The sequence below is a fragment of the Pseudomonas sp. PSB18 genome, from assembly GCF_014596565.1.
Lineage (GTDB): Bacteria > Pseudomonadota > Gammaproteobacteria > Pseudomonadales > Pseudomonadaceae > Aquipseudomonas.
The window spans coordinates 520,326-536,770 of record NZ_NOIN01000002.1; the positions used below are offsets into that span (position 1 = coordinate 520,326).

Here is a 16,445-nt window from a genome sequence, read left to right on the forward strand (position 1 = left end):
TTCAGACTGAAAAGCGTAGTCCAGAATCCTCCTTACCGTCGGGCGCCGAAATAACTGTCACACGACTGCAATAATTCCGTTATCTAATGCGGCGCAAGACAGTTAAATGACAAGAGGATTACCCCATGGTTGGCAGGAGCATTCTGATCGTCGACGACGAGGCGCCCATCCGCGAGATGATTGCCGTTGCGTTGGAGATGGCCGGCTATGACTGCATGGAAGCAGAGAACTCCCAACAGGCCCACGCCATCATCGTCGACCGCAAGCCCGACCTGATCCTGCTGGACTGGATGCTGCCCGGCACGTCCGGCATCGAGCTGGCACGGCGCCTCAAGCGCGATGAGCTGACCGGGGACATCCCGATCATCATGCTCACCGCCAAGGGCGAAGAAGACAACAAAATCCAGGGCCTGGAAGTGGGTGCGGACGACTACATCACCAAGCCGTTTTCCCCACGGGAGTTGGTGGCGCGCCTGAAAGCCGTGTTGCGTCGCGCCGGGCCAACCGATGGCGAAGCGCCGATTGAAGTCGGCGGCCTGCTGCTGGACCCCATCAGCCACCGCGTGACCATCGACGGCAAGCCCGCCGAGATGGGCCCGACCGAATACCGCCTGCTGCAATTCTTCATGACCCACCAGGAGCGCGCCTACACCCGTGGGCAACTGCTGGATCAGGTCTGGGGCGGCAACGTCTATGTCGAGGAGCGCACCGTGGATGTGCACATCCGCCGCCTGCGCAAAGCCCTCGGTGATGCCTACGAGAATCTGGTACAAACCGTACGCGGCACCGGTTATCGTTTTTCTACCAAGGCCTGACCCGAGCCCTGACCGCCCGACAAGCTGACAAGGACGCGCGCTCAATTGAATCAAAACTGGCATGGCACCCTGATTCGCCACATGTTGTTGCTGGTGACCGGCTGTTTGCTGATCGGCCTGATCAGCGGTTATTACGGCTGGAGCCTGGCCGCGGGCCTGGGGCTTTACCTGGCCTGGACCCTCAAACAGTTGCTGCGCCTGCATGAATGGCTGCGCCTGCACAAACCCGACGAAGCGCCACCCGACGGCTACGGCCTGTGGGGCGAGGTGTTCGACAGCATCTATCATCTGCAACGGCGCGACCAGCGCGTGCGCGGCCGCCTGCAGGCGGTGATCGACCGGGTCCAGGAGTCCACCGCCGCGCTGAAAGATGCGGTGATTATGCTCGACAGCGACGGCAACCTGGAGTGGTGGAACCGCGCCGCCGAGACCCTGCTGGGCCTCAAGACGCCCCAGGACAGCGGGCAACCGGTGACCAACCTGGTGCGTCATCCGCGCTTCAAGGAGTACTTCGAGCAGGACAACTACGCCGAGCCGCTGGAGATTCCCTCGCCCACCAACGACCGGCTGCGCATCCAGTTGTACATCACCCGCTACGGCAACAATGAGCACTTGATGCTGGTGCGCGATGTCACACGCATCCATCAGCTGGAGCAGATGCGCAAGGACTTCATCGCCAACGTGTCCCATGAACTGCGCACGCCGTTGACGGTGATCTGCGGTTACCTGGAAACCCTGCTCGACAACGTCGAGGAAGTGAACCCGCGCTGGAGTCGGGCCTTGCAGCAGATGCAGCAACAGGGCGGGCGCATGCAGACCCTGCTCAACGATTTGCTGTTGCTGGCGAAACTGGAGGCCACCGATTACCCGTCGGACAACCAGCCGGTGCCCATCGACGACCTGCTGCAGATCATCAGCGAGGATGCCCAGGAACTGTCCGGTCCCAAGCAGCAGACCATCACCCTGGAAGTCGACCCCGCGGTGCAGCTCAAGGGCAGCGAGGCGGAACTGCGCAGCGCGTTTTCCAACCTGGTGTTCAACGCGGTCAAGTACACGCCGGAGCAAGGCCGGATCCACATCCGTTGGTGGGGCGACGTGCAAGGTGCCCACCTGAGCGTGCAGGATTCGGGCATCGGCATCGACAGCAAACACCTGCCACGGCTGACCGAGCGCTTCTACCGCGTCGACTCCAGTCGCAACTCCAACACGGGAGGCACCGGGTTGGGCCTGGCGATCGTCAAACACGTCTTGCTGCGCCATCGCGCACGCATGGAAATCAGCAGCGTACCGGGCCATGGCAGCACATTTACCTGCCATTTCGCCCCGGCCCAGGTGGTTCGCGCACGCCTCGCCAACCCTGCCGATTGATATCGGTCGGCACTACCCCCTAGGCAATCGCCGAGTCAGCCGCTACATTGGCTGACTTATGCCTGCTTTCTCAGGCCCTCATTTTTAACCTCTATAGCGCTTACGGAACCTGCAAAACTCCATCATGGACCCTTCCCCTGGCTTGTCCCTCGTTACACTCTTCGCCGAATTCGGCATGATTCTTTTTGCTCTGATCCTGGTTCTGCTCAACGGCTTTTTCGTTGCGGCCGAATTCGCCATGGTCAAGCTGCGCTCGACCCGAGTCGAAGCCATTGCCGACCAGAACGGCTGGCGCGGCCACATCCTGCGCACCGTCCACAGTCAGCTCGATGCCTACCTGTCCGCCTGCCAGCTGGGTATCACCCTCGCCTCCCTGGGCCTGGGCTGGGTGGGCGAGCCGGCGTTCGCCCATATCCTCGAACCGTTGCTGGACCTGGTGGGCGTCCAGTCGCCGGAGTTGATCAAGGGCATTTCGTTCTTCACCGCGTTCTTCATCATTTCGTACCTGCACATCGTGGTCGGTGAGCTGGCGCCCAAATCCTGGGCGATCCGCAAGCCCGAGCTGCTGTCGCTGTGGACCGCCGTGCCGCTGTACCTGTTCTACTGGGCCATGTACCCGGCGATCTACCTGCTCAATGCCAGCGCCAACGCCATCCTGCGCATCGCCGGCCAAGGCGAGCCCGGGCCGCATCACGAGCACCATTACAGCCGTGAAGAACTGAAGCTGATCCTGCACTCCAGTCGCGGTCAGGACCCGAGCGACCAAGGCATGCGGGTCCTCGCGTCGGCCGTGGAGATGGGCGAGCTGGAAGTGGTGGACTGGGCCAACTCCCGGGAAGACCTGGTGACGCTGGAGTTCAACGCGCCGCTCAAGGAAATCCTGGCGCTGTTCCGGCGCCACAAGTTCAGCCGTTATCCGGTGTACGACAGCGAGCGCCAGGAGTTCGTCGGCTTGCTGCACATCAAGGACCTGCTGCTGGAACTGGCGGCCCTGGACCACATTCCCGAGTCGTTCAACCTGGCCGAACTGACCCGTCCCCTGGAGCGTGTGTCGCGGCACATGCCGTTGTCGCAATTGCTGGAGCAGTTCCGCAAGGGCGGCTCGCACTTCGCCGTGGTCGAAGAGGCCGACGGCAACATCATCGGCTACCTGACCATGGAAGACGTGCTGGAAGTGCTGGTGGGCGATATCCAGGACGAACACCGCAAGGCCGAGCGCGGCATCCTGGCGTACCAGCCGGGCAAGCTGCTGGTACGCGGTGACACGCCTTTGTTCAAGGTCGAGCGCCTGCTGGGGATCGACCTGGACCATATCGAAGCCGAGACCCTGGCCGGGCTGGTCTACGAAACCCTCAAGCGGGTGCCGGAAGAGGAAGAAGTGCTGGAAGTCGAAGGTCTGCGGATCATCATCAAGAAGATGAAAGGACCGAAGATCATTCTGGCGAAGGTGTTGATGCTCGATTGAGCATCGCCCTGTGGCGAGGGGGTTTATCTGTGGCGAGGGGATTTATCCCCGTTGGGCTGCGCAGCAGCCCCATACAGCCCACTCGATCTGCCTGAAACACCGCGTTGCTGGTGTTCAGGGCTGCTTCGCAGCCCAGCGGGGATAAATCCCCTCGCCACAAAAACTCCCTCGGCACACCTCCAATCTATTGTTTGCCCACCGCAAAGTTGGGCAACTCCCCCACCGGCTGATCGAACTGGTAGGGAATCGACACCAGCCCCAATCCGGTATTGCGTTGCACCACGAAGTGCAGGTGCGGTCCGGAGCTGTTGCCGGTGTTGCCCGATAACGCCAAGGGTGTGCCCACCGCCACCCGCTGCCCTTCCCGAACACTCACCGAACCTTTCTGCAGGTGCAGGTAGACGCCCATGGTGCCGTCATCGTGCAGCACCCGCACGAAGTTGCCCGAGGGGTCGTCGCCACGGCCGGTCTGTTCATTCTCGGTCTTGATCACCACGCCGCCCCGCGCCGCGATGATCGGCGTGCCTACGGGCATGGCGATGTCCATGGCGTAGCGATTCTTCGGACCGTAGTGGCTGTACTGGCCGTTAGCGCCCTGGCTCAGCCGGAACGGCCCACCGCGCCATGGCAATGGGTAGCGATAGGCCTGTGCCGCGTCTGCCGGGTCGCCCAGGGAATATTCGAACCTGGGGGTGTACATCAACGGCTTTCCAGGCTGGATGGCCGTGAGCAGCGCCAGGCGCAGGTTGCTGCGCGCCGGCAAGACCCGACGAATCGGCCGGCTCGGCGCCCCGCTCACATTGTCCAACCCGGCGAAACTCAACTCGATCTCAACCGGCGCGTACAGGTCATTGCGCACGAACACCGCGTCCGCGCCCTTCTGCTTCTTGATATCGAGAAATACCTGACGCTCCAGGTGTTCGACCATGCGATCGCGAAACACGAACACCTGGGCGCCTCGGCTTGGGCGGTCGCTATAGGACACTACGCCGTTGGCGTCGGTGGATTTGTAGATCGTCATGGCCATGGCCGACGTGGAGGCCAGGACAAGACCGCAAGCGAACAACAGGGGCGCGAGCATGGGCAAAGGTTCTGTCGAGAATGGAGGCCTGCACAGCAGCCTAGCAGCTGGAATGGACCAGCGTAATCGACGGATGTTTCAGAATTGGATCAGTGAGGTGATCGTTCCCACGCTCCGCGTGGGAATGCAGCCTGGGACGCTCCGCGTCCTTCAAAACCGAACGCAGAGCGTCCGTGGAGGCATTCCCACGCGGAGCGTGGGAACGATCTCTGAAAGGCGCTACCGGATCAGGCGCCTGGTACGAAGTGCTTCTGCGCCGTGCCGCGGGCGATCAGGCGGGAGATGTAGTCGAGTTTCTGCGGGTCTTTGTCGACGAAGCGGAAGGTCAGCTGCAGCCACTCGCTGTCCGGCGTCTGTTCGTGGGCGACGATGGCGTGCAGGTAGCCGTTCAGACGCGCGGTCTCGGCGTTGTCGCCCTGCTCCATGTCCAGCACCGAACTCTCGAGCACTTGCGGCAGGGTATCGGAGCGTTTGACCAGCAGCAGCGCTTCCTTGAGGCTCAAGGCCTTGATCACGCATTGCTGGGTGCCGCTGGACAGGCGCAACTGGCCCTGGCCGCGGTTGGCACCGGCAGAAGCGGACGCGACAGGAGCCTTGACCGGCGGGCTGTTGAGCAGGCCACGGGCCGGCGCGGCGGCAGCGGCTGGGGCGGCAGCGGCTGGCCTGGCGGGCGCCGGGGCCGCAGCCGCGACGACCGGAGCCGCCTTGCCACCCGTCAGGGCACTGAGGGAATCATTGCCGAACGCCGAATTCATCTTGGTCGGCGCGCTGTTCATCAGGGTGTCGAGCTTGCCGACCTTGTGCAGGGCCTGTTTGACCTTGGTCAGCAACTGTTCGTTGGTGAAGGGCTTGCTGACATAGCCGGAAACACCGGCCTGGATCGCCTGGACCACGTTTTCCTTGTCGCCACGGCTGGTGACCATGACGAACGGCATGCCCTTGAGGTTGTCCTGCTGGCGGCACCAGGTCAACAACTCCAGGCCAGACATTTCCGGCATTTCCCAATCGCACAGCACCAGGTCGAACGCCTCGCGGGCCAGCAGAGCCTGGGCCTTTCTGCCGTTCACCGCGTCTTCGATACGGATGCCCGGGAAGTAATTGCGCAGGCACTTCTTCACCAGGTCACGAATGAACGAAGCATCGTCCACGACCAACACACTGACCTTACTCATCCAGATACACCTCTAAAAAATCCCGGCAAGCATACCGCTTTTACTGATGGCACATCGCCAAAAACCTTCAGTCACGCCGGGACTTTTCGTTCACGGGGTGCTGCTGTCGATAAAAAAAATGGCAAAAAAAAAGCCCGACCAGAAGGCCGGGCGCTTTTCTTGGCAATCCTACTTATCGTCAGTTTCGCCCGGAACATTAGGGGATTCGGACGGGGAGCCCTCAACTTCTTCCTTCATGCGCTTGAGTCCCATGTGCCGTACGTCGGTACCGCGCACCAGGTAGATCACAAGTTCGGAGATGTTGCGCGCATGATCGCCGATACGCTCCAGGGAACGCAGCACCCAGATGATGCTCAGTACCCGGGAGATCGAGCGCGGGTCTTCCATCATGTAGGTCGCCAACTCACGCAGGGCGGTCTTGTATTCGCGGTCGATGATCTTGTCGTACTGGGCCACCGACAGCGCCAGGTCGGCGTCGAAACGGGCGAAGGCGTCCAAGGCATCGCGAACCATGTTGCGTACCTGGTCGCCGATATGACGAACTTCGACATAACCCCGCGGCGCCTCGCCCTCTTCGCACAACTGAATGGCGCGACGGGCGATCTTGGTGGCTTCGTCGCCGATCCGCTCGAGATCAATCACCGACTTGGAGATGCTGATGATCAACCGCAGGTCGGAAGCGGCCGGCTGGCGACGCGCCAGGATGCGCAGGCACTCTTCGTCGATGTTGCGTTCCATCTGGTTGATCTGGTCGTCGATCTCGCGCACTTGCTGGGCCAGGCCGGAGTCGGCCTCGATCAACGCGGTCACCGCGTCGTTGACCTGTTTTTCCACCAGGCCGCCCATGGCCAGCAGGTGGCTGCGCACCTCCTCCAGCTCGGCGTTGAACTGGGCGGAAATGTGGTGAGTAAGGCCTTCCTTCGAAATCATGGGTTTGCTCCGCAAAAGCTGTGAGCTGCAAGCTTCAAGCTGCAAGCTGATTTGTGTCGTTACGCTGAACTGCTTTTACTTGCCGCTTGAAACTTGCGGCTCGCAGCTGCCGCTAGCCGTAGCGGCCGGTGATGTAGTCTTCGGTCTGCTTCTTGGCCGGATTGGTAAACAAGGTATCGGTATCGCCGAATTCCACCAGCTTGCCCATGTACATGAAGGCTGTGTAGTCGGAAACCCGCGCCGCCTGCTGCATGTTGTGGGTCACGATGACGATGGTGAACTTGGACTTGAGCTCGTAGATCAACTCTTCGACCTTCAAGGTCGAGATCGGGTCCAGGGCCGAGCAGGGTTCGTCGAGGAGCAGCACTTCCGGTTCCACGGCGATAGTGCGGGCAATCACCAGGCGTTGCTGCTGACCACCGGACAGGCCCAGGGCCGAGTCATGCAGGCGGTCCTTGACCTCATCCCACAGTGCCGCGCCCTTGAGCGCCCATTCCACGGCTTCATCGAGAATACGCTTCTTGTTGATGCCTTGAATGCGCAGGCCGTAGACCACGTTCTCGTAGATGGTCTTCGGGAACGGGTTGGGCTTCTGGAACACCATGCCCACGCGACGACGCAGCTCGGCAACGTCCTCGCCCTTGCGGTAGATGTTGTTGCCGTAGAGGTTGATTTCACCCTCGACGCGGCAGCCGTCCACCAGGTCGTTCATGCGGTTGAAGGTGCGCAGCAAGGTCGACTTGCCGCAGCCCGACGGACCGATGAACGCGGTCACGCGCTGTTTCGGGATGTTCAGGCTGACGTCGTACAGCGCCTGCTTCTGGCCGTAGAACAGGTTCAGGCCTGGCACTTCGATGGCGACGGTTTCTTCGGCCAGGTTCAGGCTCTGCTTGTTGCGACCCAGGGCCGACATGTTGATGCCGTGTGTATGTGCTTCGTGTTGCATGGGAGGCTCCCTGTGCTAACAAATTCGGTTCGGTTGTGTGGGAGCGAGCCTGCTCGCGATCCAGGCGACTCGGTTTGGCTTTGCACCGAAGTGACGCCATCGCGAGCAGGCTCGCTCCCACAGAAAATCGGTGTGAAATCAGCTATCCAGTGCTTTGTACTTCTCGCGCAGGTGGTTACGGATCCACACGGCCGACAGGTTCAACGTGGCGATCACCAGCACCAGCAGCAGTGCCGTGGCGTAGACCAGAGGGCGCGCCGCTTCTACGTTCGGGCTCTGGAAGCCCACGTCATAGATATGGAAGCCCAGGTGCATGATCTTCTGGTCCAGGTGCACGTAGGGGTAGTTGCCGTCCAGGGGCAGCGACGGCGCCAGTTTCACCACACCCACCAGCATCAGCGGCGCCACTTCACCGGCGGCGCGGGCCACCGCGAGGATCATGCCGGTCATCATCGCCGGGCTTGCCATCGGCAGGACGATCTTCCACAGGGTCTCGGCCTTGGTCGCGCCAAGGGCCAGGGAGCCTTCACGCACGGTGCGCGGGATCCGCGCCAGACCTTCCTCGGTCGCCACGATCACCACCGGCACCGCCAGCAGGGCCAGGGTCAGGGAGGCCCAGAGCAGGCCCGGGGTGCCGAAGGTCGGCGCCGGCAGCGCTTCGGGGAAGAACAGACGGTCAACCGAGCCGCCCAGCACATAGACGAAGAAGCCCAGGCCGAACACGCCGTAAACGATGGCCGGTACACCCGCCAGGTTGTTCACCGCAATCCGGATCAGGCGGGTCATCGGGCCCTGACGGGCATACTCACGCAAGTAAACCGCTGCCAGCACGCCGAACGGCGTCACGATCATCGCCATGATCAGGGTCATCATCACCGTGCCGAAAATCGCCGGGAAAATCCCGCCTTCGGTGTTGGCTTCACGGGGATCGTCGCTGAGGAACTCCCAGACCTTGCTGAAATAGAAACCGAGTTTGGTGAAGGTGCCCATGCCGTTCGGCTGGTAAGCGTGCACCACTTTGCCGATGCCGATTTCCACTTCCTTGCCGTTGGCATCGCGGGCGGTCAGGCTATCGCGGTTGAACTGGGCGTGCAGGTCGGTCAGGCGCGCTTCAATCTCCTTGTAGCGCGCGTCGAGTTCGGCACGCTCGCTGGCCATGTCGGCTTGCGCGGCGGCGTCGAGCTTGCCTTCCAGTTCCAACTTGCGCCCGTGCAGGCGGATACGCTCCAGGCCGGCGTTGATCGCACCGATGTCGGATTTTTCCAGGGTCTTGAGTTCGGCGGCGAGCTGGTTGACCCGCGCAATGCGAGCCTGCAACTGCGGCCAGGCGGCCTCGCCCTCGGCGACGACCTTGCCTTCTTCCTTGACGTTGACCAGATAGCCGTAGAAATTGCCCCACTCGCGGCGCTCGATGGCCATCAGCTCCGGCGGCGTGGTCTGATCGCTCAGCCAGTCGCCGACGATCCAGGTGAAATCGGTGCCATTCAGGTCCCGGTTGCCGACCTTGATCAGCTCCCGGGTCATGAACTCGGGGCCCTCGTCCGGCACCGGCAGGCCGGCGCTTTTCAGGCGCTCACGGGGCACTTCTTCCTTCTGCACCACTTCGCCGACCACCAGGTGCGCGGGCATGCCCGGCACGTTGTAGTTGGCGTGGATCAGGTCCGCCGGCCAGAAGTGACCCAGGCCACGCACGGCAATCACTGCCAGCAGCCCAATGGTCATGATGACCGCGATGGACACCGCGCCACCGCTGATCCAGACGCCGGGGGCGCCGCTCTTGAACCATCCTTTCAGGGAGTTCTGTTTCACAGACTTCTACCTTTCTTAAAGCGACGAATATTTCTTGCGCAGACGCTGACGGATCAGCTCGGCGAGGGTGTTCATGATGAAGGTGAACAACAGCAACACCAGCGCCGACAGGAACAGCACGCGGTAATGGCTGCCGCCGACTTCCGATTCGGGCATTTCCACCGCCACGTTGGCCGCCAGGGTCCGCAGGCCTTCGAACAGGTTCATTTCCATGACCGGCGTGTTGCCGGTGGCCATCAAGACGATCATGGTTTCGCCCACCGCACGGCCCATGCCGATCATCAGTGCCGAGAAGATACCCGGGCTGGCGGTGAGGATCACCACGCGGGTCATGGTCTGCCAAGGCGTGGCGCCCAGGGCCAGGGAGCCCAGGGTCAGGCCGCGAGGCACGCTGAACACGGCGTCTTCGGCGATGGAGTAAATGTTCGGGATCACCGCGAAGCCCATCGCCAGGCCTACCACCAGGGCGTTGCGCTGGTCGTAGGTGATGCCCAGGTCATGGGAGATCCACATGCGCATGTCGCCGCCGAAGAACCAGGCTTCCATGTACGGACTCATGTACAACGACAGCCAGCCCACGAACAGGATCACCGGGATCAGCAGCGCACTTTCCCAGCCGTCCGGCACTTTCAGGCGAACGGACTCCGGCAGGCGGCTGAAGACGAAACCGGCCACCAGGATGCCAATCGGCAACAGCATCAGCAGGCTGAAGATGCCCGGCAGGTGCCCTTCGACGTAGGGTGCCAGGAACAGGCCGGCGAAGAAGCCGAGGATCACCGTCGGCATGGCTTCCATCAATTCGATCACCGGCTTGACCTTGCGGCGCATGCCAGGGGCCATGAAGTACGCGGTGTAGATGGCGGCGGCCACCGCCAGCGGCGCAGCCAGTAACATGGCGTAGAACGCGGCTTTCAACGTACCGAAGGTCAGCGGCGAGAGACTCAGCTTGGGTTCGAAGTCGGTGTTGGCGGCGGTCGATTGCCAGACGTATTTAGGCTCGTCGTAGTTCTCGTACCAGACTTTGCCCCACAACGCGCTCCAGGAAACTTCCGGGTGTGGGTTATCCAGCAACAGCGGTTTCAGCTTGCCGCCCTGCTCCACGATCAGCCGGTTGGCCCGGGGCGACATGCCGAACACGCCCTGCCCGTCGACCACCTGGTCCACCAGCAAGGTGCGGTGGGCGGTGCTGTGGAACACCCCCAGCTTGCCGGCGGCGTCGAGGGCGACGAAGCCTTTGCGACGCTCTTCGGCGGTAATCTCGACGATAGGCGCGGTGCCCATCTGGAAGGTGCGGATCTCTTTCAGGCGTTGCTCGCCGTCCACATCGCGGGCCATGAACCACTGGGACAGCCCGCCCTTGGAGTCGCCGACGATCAACGAAATCCCACCCACCAGTTGGGTCGCGGTGGTGACCTGGGCGTCGGCATTTTCCAGCAACTTGTAACGACCGTTGAGGCTCTTGTCCCGCAGGCTGAACACATCGGCCTGGGCCCGACCGTTGACCACGTACAGCCACTGCTGGCGCGGATCGACGAAGATGTTCTTTACCGGCTCGGTCATCTGCGGCAGATCGATACGCGTCTGCTCGCTGGTGACTTCACCGGTCATCATGTTTTCTTCGCTGGAGATCGACAGCACCTGCAATTGGGCGCCGCTGGAGCCAGCGATCAGCAGGGTCGAATCGGTGGCGTTGAGGCTGACATGCTCCAGCGGCGCGCCCTGCTCGTTCAAGGCGATAGGCGTTTCGCCGTAAGGGTATTCGACCGCCGGACTGATGGTCTTTTTGCCGTCCGGGTAGCTGACCTTATAGGTGTGACGGAATACCAGGGCCTGGCCATTGGACAGACCGATGGCTACCAACGGGCTGCCAGGCTGGTCTTCGCCAATGGACGTCACGCTGGCACCGGCCGGCACCGGCAGGTCGACGCGTCGCAGCTCGGCACCGCTGTCGATGTCGTAGAACAACGCCTGGCCCTTGTCGGAAACCCGCATGGCGACCTGATTCTGTTCTTCGATGGCGATCATCAGCGGCTTGCCGGCGTCCTGCATCCAGGCCGGTGTAATGCTGTCTTTGGCCGTCAGGTCCGCGCCCTGGAACAGAGGCAACACCACGTAGGCCAGGAAAAAGAAGATCAGGGTGATGGCAGCCAGGACGGCAAGGCCACCGACCAGGACGTACCAGCGGGTCAGGCGGTCCTTCAGCGCACGGATACGGCGCTTGCGTTGCAGCTCAGGCGTATTGAAATCAATGCGCTTGGGAGGGGAAGTCGTAGTCATTGTGGAATTGGCCAGATCATTCATGCGCACACCCTAGCGATCCTGTATGACAGAAAGATGACAATGCAGTGACGCAACAAATCCGCCGCCCGTGGAAACTGGCAGCGGAGAGGAAATTAGTGTCTGTGGGAGCGGGCTTGCTCGCGAAGGGCCCAGCATTCAACATCGATGCCGACTGATCCATCGCATTCGCGAGCAAGCCCGCTCCTACAGAGAGCCGGGCGTTGGCCCGGGCTCAGGTGTTACTGCTTGGCGACGTTGCCGCCTTCCGACAGGCCCAGGTCAGCCAGTGCCTTGGCGGCTACTTTGGCTGGCAGTGGGATGTAGCCGTCCTTGACCACGACTTCCTGACCTTGCTTGGACAGGACCATCTTCACGAACTCGGCTTCCAGCGGGGCCAGAGGCTTGTTCGGGGCCTTGTTGACATACACGTAGAGGAAACGCGACAGCGGGTATTTGCCGTTCAGTGCGTTTTCTTCGGTGTCTTCGATGAACTCGGTGCTGCCTTTCTTGGCCAGGGCCACGGTTTTCACGCTGGCGGTCTTGTAGCCGATGCCCGAGTAACCCACGCCGTTCAGCGAGGAGCTGATCGACTGCACGACCGAAGCCGAGCCAGGTTGTTCGTTGACGTTTGGCTTGTAGTCACCTTTGCACAGGGCTTCTTCCTTGAAGTAGCCGTAGGTGCCGGATACCGAGTTGCGACCGAACAGTTGAACCGGCTTGTTGGCCAGGTCGCCGGTCACGCCCAGGTCGCCCCAGGTCTTGACGTCAGCCTTGGCACCGCACAGGCGGGTGGACGAGAAGATCGCGTCGACCTGTTCCATGGTCAGGTGCTGGATCGGGTTGTCCTTGTGCACGAATACAGCCAGGGCGTCCACGGCAACCGGGATAGCGGTTGGCTTGTAGCCGTACTTCTGTTCGAAGGCCTGCAGTTCGTTGTCTTTCATCTTGCGGCTCATCGGGCCCAGGTTGGAGGTGCCTTCGGTGAGTGCGGGCGGCGCGGTGGAGGAACCTGCGGCCTGGATCTGGATGTTTACGTTCGGGTATTCCTTCTTGTAGTTCTCGGCCCACAAGGTCATCAGGTTTGCCAGGGTATCGGAGCCGACGCTGGACAGGTTGCCCGACACACCAGTGGTCTTGGTGTAGCTCGGGATCGCAGGGTCAACAGCGGCAACCGCGTTGGCAGTCGCGACGCCAGCAGCGACAAAAGTCATTGCCGCCATCAAACGCTTCAGTTTCATGCCTTACTCCTAGCAGATAGGGTGTGTTAAGTCGGCCAAGTATCGGTAAGCCGTGTGAACACTCTATGGCTGAAATATGACAATTGGATGAAAGGCCAGCATTGAGTTTTACAAGATGATTCGCAGAGTCCCCTATCGCGAGCAGGCTCGCTCCCACAGGGTTTACGCGATGGCGCAGAACCATTGTGGGAGCGAGCCTGCTCGCGATGAGGCCAGTAAAGCTAATGAAAAATGGAAGATTAGCGCCCCTTCTTCCACAGATAACCACCCACCACCATCCCGACCCCACACAACACCGCCACATAATAAGCCGGCCCCATCGGACTCTCCTTGAGCAGCAGGCTGACGATCATCGGCGTCAGGCCGCCGAAAATCGCGTAGGCCACGTTGTAGGAGAACGACAGACCGCTGAAGCGCACCACCGGCGGGAAGGCCTTGACCATGACGTAGGGCACCGCCCCGATGGTGCCCACCAGCAGGCCGGTCAAGGCATACATCGGGAACAGCCACTGCGGATGGTCGGCCAGGTTGTGGTAGAAGGTCCAGGCACTGGCCAGCAATGCGGCGCAACCGAAGACGAAGACCCGCCCCGCGCCGAAGCGGTCCGCCAGGGCTCCGGCCAGGATGCAGCCGATGCTCAGCATTACGATCGCCACGCTGTTGGACTGCAAGGCGGTGGTCGGCGCGAAATGGTAGACCGTCTGCAAGACCGTCGGGGTCATCAGGATCAGCACCACGATGGCGGCGGACAACAACCAGGTCAGCAGCATGGAAATAACGATGGCGCCGCGGTGGTCACGCAGCACCGCGCGCAACGGCACTTCTTCAGCCAGGGCCTTGCGCAGTTGCAGTTCGGCGAACACCGGAGTCTCGTGGAGCCACTGGCGCAGGTACACCGAAAAGAGCCCGAACACACCGCCCAGCAGGAACGGAATACGCCAGGCGTAATCCGCCACTTCCACCGGCGTATAGAGGCTGTTGATCGCGGTGGCCACCAGCGAGCCCAGCAGGATCCCTGCCGTCAGGCCGGACGTGAGGGTGCCGCAGGCATAACCGATGTGCCGCCCTGGAACGTGTTCGGAGACGAACACCCAGGCCCCAGGCACTTCACCGCCAATGGCCGCGCCCTGGATCACCCGCATCAGCAACAGCAGGATCGGCGCCCACATGCCGATCTGCGCGTAGGTGGGTAACAGGCCCATGATCAGGGTGGGCACGGCCATCATAAAGATGCTCAGGGTGAACATTTTCTTGCGCCCCAGCAGGTCGCCGAAGTGGGCCATGACGATCCCGCCCAGGGGCCGCGCCAGATAGCCGGCGGCAAAGATGCCGAATGTCTGCATCAGGCGCAGCCACTCGGGCATGTCGGCGGGGAAGAACAATTTGCCGACCACGGTGGCGAAGAACACGAAAATGATGAAATCGTAGAACTCCAGGGCGCCGCCCAGGGCAGACAGCGACAGGGTCTTGTAATCGTTGCGGGTCAATGGACGGGCGGGTTGCGCAGGGGCTGCCGTGCTCGAAGGCGCAGTGGTCATGGCGAAGGCTTCTCTTATAGTCGGTTCTGCAACCCGCAAATCGGGGTTGGAGCGGTTTGGCACGATAGCAAATTGTTCGAAAAAGCACAGGGAGGCACGTCATTCTCGGTCGAAATCAGAACCCGGTGGTCGTCTCGACGGCTATCGCCCGATATACTCGCTAGCTTGCGACACTCTGTAAGGGGTTGCTGTGCGAAAACGTCGTTGGTGGTGCAGGGTTTTGTAGGAGAAAACACCAGAACCAGCCGGTTTCGCAGAGTCTCCCTTTAGCGCGCCTTTACGAAAAACGTCACGAACGCAATGTGTTCGGGCTGAATCGTTTTTTACAAAGACGGCTATTCACCTGAAGTACAAGACAGCGTTACGGGTCAGAGGCACCCCCGGCATGATAGAGCTCGAACAAGAAGATCCAATCCCGCAAGGCGACCTGGCCCTGCAAATCACCGCGCTTCCCCGCGACACGAATGGCTTCGGCGATATTTTCGGCGGCTGGTTGGTGTCCCAGATGGACTTGGCCGGCACGGCAATGGCCAGCCGGGTAGCCGGCGGGCGCGTGGCGACCGTGGCGATCGATCGCATGGCGTTCCTGGTGCCGGTGGCCGTGGGTGCACAGCTGTCGTTCTATACCCAGACCCTGGAGATCGGCCGCAGCTCGATCCAGATGATGGTCGAGGTCTGGAGCGACGACCCGCTGTCCAGTGAATGGCGCAAGGTGACCGAGGCGGTGTTCGTGTTCGTCGCCATCGATGGCAGTGGCCGCACCCGTTCGGTTCCGCCGCGCGCTCGTTAAACGCGACGACCGTTTTGTGGTCCATTGCGGTTCCTGTTCCTGAACGAGGTTTGCAGTATGCCCACGCCCAATGTCGAAGCCGTCAAACTGGATGAACTCAATGGCTGGCGTATCCGCCACGGTCAGGCCGAGTTGCTGGTGGCCCAGCAAGGCGCGCATATCCTCAGCTATCAAGTGGATGGCCAACCGCCGCTGATCTGGCTCAACGACCAGGCGACCTTCAAGGCGGGCAAAAGCATTCGCGCCGGTGTGCCGGTGTGCTGGCCATGGTTCGGCAACCTGACCCGCAACCCCGACAGCGTCCAGGCCATGCGCGTGAGCAACGAGCCGGCCACCGCCCACGGCCTGGTGCGGGCGATGGATTGGGAATTGAAAGGCATCGAAGCCGAAGGCGAAGGCCTGAAAATCGAATTCGTGCTGCCCTACCCCGAAAATGGCCTGGCGGGCTGGCCTCATCAGGTCGACCTGACGCTGACCATCGTGATGGACGCGCAACTGCACATCAGTCTCACCAGCCATAACCGCGGCAGCGAAACGGTCAGCCTCAGCCAGGCGCTGCACAGCTATTTCGCCGTGAGCGACGTGCGCAATGTGCATGTCGAAGGCGTGGCCGGCTTGAACTACATCGAAACCCTTGATGACTGGAAAACCGCCACCCAGGCCGGCGACCTGCACTTTGCCGGCGAGACCGACCGTGTCTATCTCGATACCCCGGCGACACTGAGCATCGTCGACCCGCATTGGGAACGACGGATCGAACTGACCAGCAGCGGCTCACGCTCGGCAGTGATATGGAACCCCTGGACCGAACGCGCCAAGGCCTTCAGCGACATGGCCGACGATGGCTGGCAGCGCATGCTGTGCATCGAGACGGCGAACGTGATGGACGATGTGGTGACGCTGTTGCCCGAGGCCAGTCATACCCTGGGCGTGAGTATCAGTAGCAAACCGCTCTAAGCCCCATCACATCCCTCTGTGGGAGCGAGCCTGCTCGCGATAGCGATCTGTCAGCC

General features: G+C 61.6%; 13 protein-coding genes. 5 read left to right on the plus strand and 8 right to left on the minus strand.

Annotated features, from left to right (window positions below; translation table 11 throughout):
• Positions 1–125 precede the first annotated feature (125 nt).
• From phoB to CGA22_RS06495, 3 genes are all read left to right on the plus strand, one after another.
• Positions 126–815 (plus strand): phosphate regulon transcriptional regulator PhoB, encoded by a 690-nt coding sequence (gene phoB / locus CGA22_RS06485; protein ID WP_003177195.1) that lies wholly within the window; start codon positions 126–128, stop codon positions 813–815.
• Between the two features lie 81 nt (positions 816–896).
• A complete protein-coding gene (gene phoR, locus CGA22_RS06490; protein WP_256223063.1) occupies positions 897–2,183 on the plus strand; it encodes a phosphate regulon sensor histidine kinase PhoR in 1,287 nt (428 codons plus the stop codon).
• 124 nt (positions 2,184–2,307) lie between these two features.
• Positions 2,308–3,648, plus strand: a complete 1,341-nt coding sequence (locus CGA22_RS06495; protein ID WP_041020539.1) for a hemolysin family protein — start codon at positions 2,308–2,310, stop codon at positions 3,646–3,648.
• Between the two features lie 184 nt (positions 3,649–3,832).
• On the opposite strand, the gene CGA22_RS06500 is transcribed toward CGA22_RS06495, so the two are convergent.
• The 8 genes from CGA22_RS06500 to CGA22_RS06535 form a co-directional block, all read right to left on the minus strand.
• The gene (locus CGA22_RS06500; protein WP_041024045.1) at positions 3,833–4,729 is read right to left on the minus strand and encodes a peptidoglycan DD-metalloendopeptidase family protein; all 897 of its coding nucleotides are present in this window, start codon (positions 4,727–4,729) and stop codon (positions 3,833–3,835) included.
• A 227-nt stretch (positions 4,730–4,956) separates the two neighbouring features.
• Complete coding sequence (locus CGA22_RS06505) at positions 4,957–5,901, minus strand: response regulator (protein ID WP_188258517.1); 945 nt, start codon at positions 5,899–5,901, stop codon at positions 4,957–4,959.
• A gap of 168 nt (positions 5,902–6,069) precedes the next feature.
• Complete coding sequence (gene phoU / locus CGA22_RS06510) at positions 6,070–6,831, minus strand: phosphate signaling complex protein PhoU (RefSeq protein WP_041024047.1); 762 nt, start codon at positions 6,829–6,831, stop codon at positions 6,070–6,072.
• 112 nt (positions 6,832–6,943) lie between these two features.
• The gene (pstB, locus tag CGA22_RS06515) at positions 6,944–7,777 is read right to left on the minus strand and encodes a phosphate ABC transporter ATP-binding protein PstB (RefSeq protein WP_188258518.1); all 834 of its coding nucleotides are present in this window, start codon (positions 7,775–7,777) and stop codon (positions 6,944–6,946) included.
• 138 nt (positions 7,778–7,915) lie between these two features.
• Positions 7,916–9,586 carry a phosphate ABC transporter permease PstA gene (gene pstA, locus CGA22_RS06520; protein ID WP_041020232.1) on the minus strand — a complete coding sequence of 557 codons (1,671 nt, stop codon included), beginning with the start codon at positions 9,584–9,586 and terminating at the stop codon, positions 7,916–7,918.
• 15 nt (positions 9,587–9,601) lie between these two features.
• A complete protein-coding gene (locus CGA22_RS06525) occupies positions 9,602–11,635 on the minus strand; it encodes an ABC transporter permease subunit (protein ID WP_188258533.1) in 2,034 nt (677 codons plus the stop codon).
• 470 nt (positions 11,636–12,105) lie between these two features.
• Positions 12,106–13,104, minus strand: a complete 999-nt coding sequence (locus CGA22_RS06530) for a phosphate ABC transporter substrate-binding protein PstS (protein ID WP_041021670.1) — start codon at positions 13,102–13,104, stop codon at positions 12,106–12,108.
• 239 nt (positions 13,105–13,343) lie between these two features.
• Entirely contained in the window at positions 13,344–14,642 is a 1,299-nt protein-coding gene (locus tag CGA22_RS06535) for an MFS transporter (RefSeq protein WP_041021671.1), read from the minus strand.
• Positions 14,643–15,027: 385 nt separating this feature from the next.
• On the opposite strand from CGA22_RS06535, the gene CGA22_RS06540 reads away from it, so the two are divergent.
• Together CGA22_RS06540 and CGA22_RS06545 are read left to right on the plus strand one after the other, a co-directional pair.
• Complete coding sequence (locus tag CGA22_RS06540) at positions 15,028–15,432, plus strand: acyl-CoA thioesterase (protein WP_024777863.1); 405 nt, start codon at positions 15,028–15,030, stop codon at positions 15,430–15,432.
• A 57-nt stretch (positions 15,433–15,489) separates the two neighbouring features.
• The gene (locus tag CGA22_RS06545) at positions 15,490–16,389 is read left to right on the plus strand and encodes a D-hexose-6-phosphate mutarotase (RefSeq protein ID WP_041021672.1); all 900 of its coding nucleotides are present in this window, start codon (positions 15,490–15,492) and stop codon (positions 16,387–16,389) included.
• Positions 16,390–16,445: the final 56 nt, after the last annotated feature.

Bases quoted from the DNA above. Each gene is read 5' to 3' on its own strand.
- phoB (WP_003177195.1), top strand. From the start codon at position 126: ATGGTTGGCAGGAGCATTCTGATCGTCGACGACGAGGCGCCCATCCGC.
- phoU (WP_041024047.1), bottom strand. From the start codon at position 6,831: ATGATTTCGAAGGAAGGCCTTACTCACCACATTTCCGCCCAGTTCAAC.
- CGA22_RS06530 (WP_041021670.1), bottom strand. From the start codon at position 13,104: ATGAAACTGAAGCGTTTGATGGCGGCAATGACTTTTGTCGCTGCTGGC.
- phoR (WP_256223063.1), top strand. From the start codon at position 897: ATGTTGTTGCTGGTGACCGGCTGTTTGCTGATCGGCCTGATCAGCGGT.
- CGA22_RS06525 (WP_188258533.1), bottom strand. From the start codon at position 11,635: ATGCAGGACGCCGGCAAGCCGCTGATGATCGCCATCGAAGAACAGAAT.
- CGA22_RS06505 (WP_188258517.1), bottom strand. From the start codon at position 5,901: ATGAGTAAGGTCAGTGTGTTGGTCGTGGACGATGCTTCGTTCATTCGT.
- CGA22_RS06535 (WP_041021671.1), bottom strand. From the start codon at position 14,642: ATGACCACTGCGCCTTCGAGCACGGCAGCCCCTGCGCAACCCGCCCGT.
- pstB (WP_188258518.1), bottom strand. From the start codon at position 7,777: ATGCAACACGAAGCACATACACACGGCATCAACATGTCGGCCCTGGGT.
- CGA22_RS06495 (WP_041020539.1), top strand. From the start codon at position 2,308: ATGGACCCTTCCCCTGGCTTGTCCCTCGTTACACTCTTCGCCGAATTC.
- CGA22_RS06500 (WP_041024045.1), bottom strand. From the start codon at position 4,729: ATGCTCGCGCCCCTGTTGTTCGCTTGCGGTCTTGTCCTGGCCTCCACG.
- CGA22_RS06540 (WP_024777863.1), top strand. From the start codon at position 15,028: ATGATAGAGCTCGAACAAGAAGATCCAATCCCGCAAGGCGACCTGGCC.
- CGA22_RS06545 (WP_041021672.1), top strand. From the start codon at position 15,490: ATGCCCACGCCCAATGTCGAAGCCGTCAAACTGGATGAACTCAATGGC.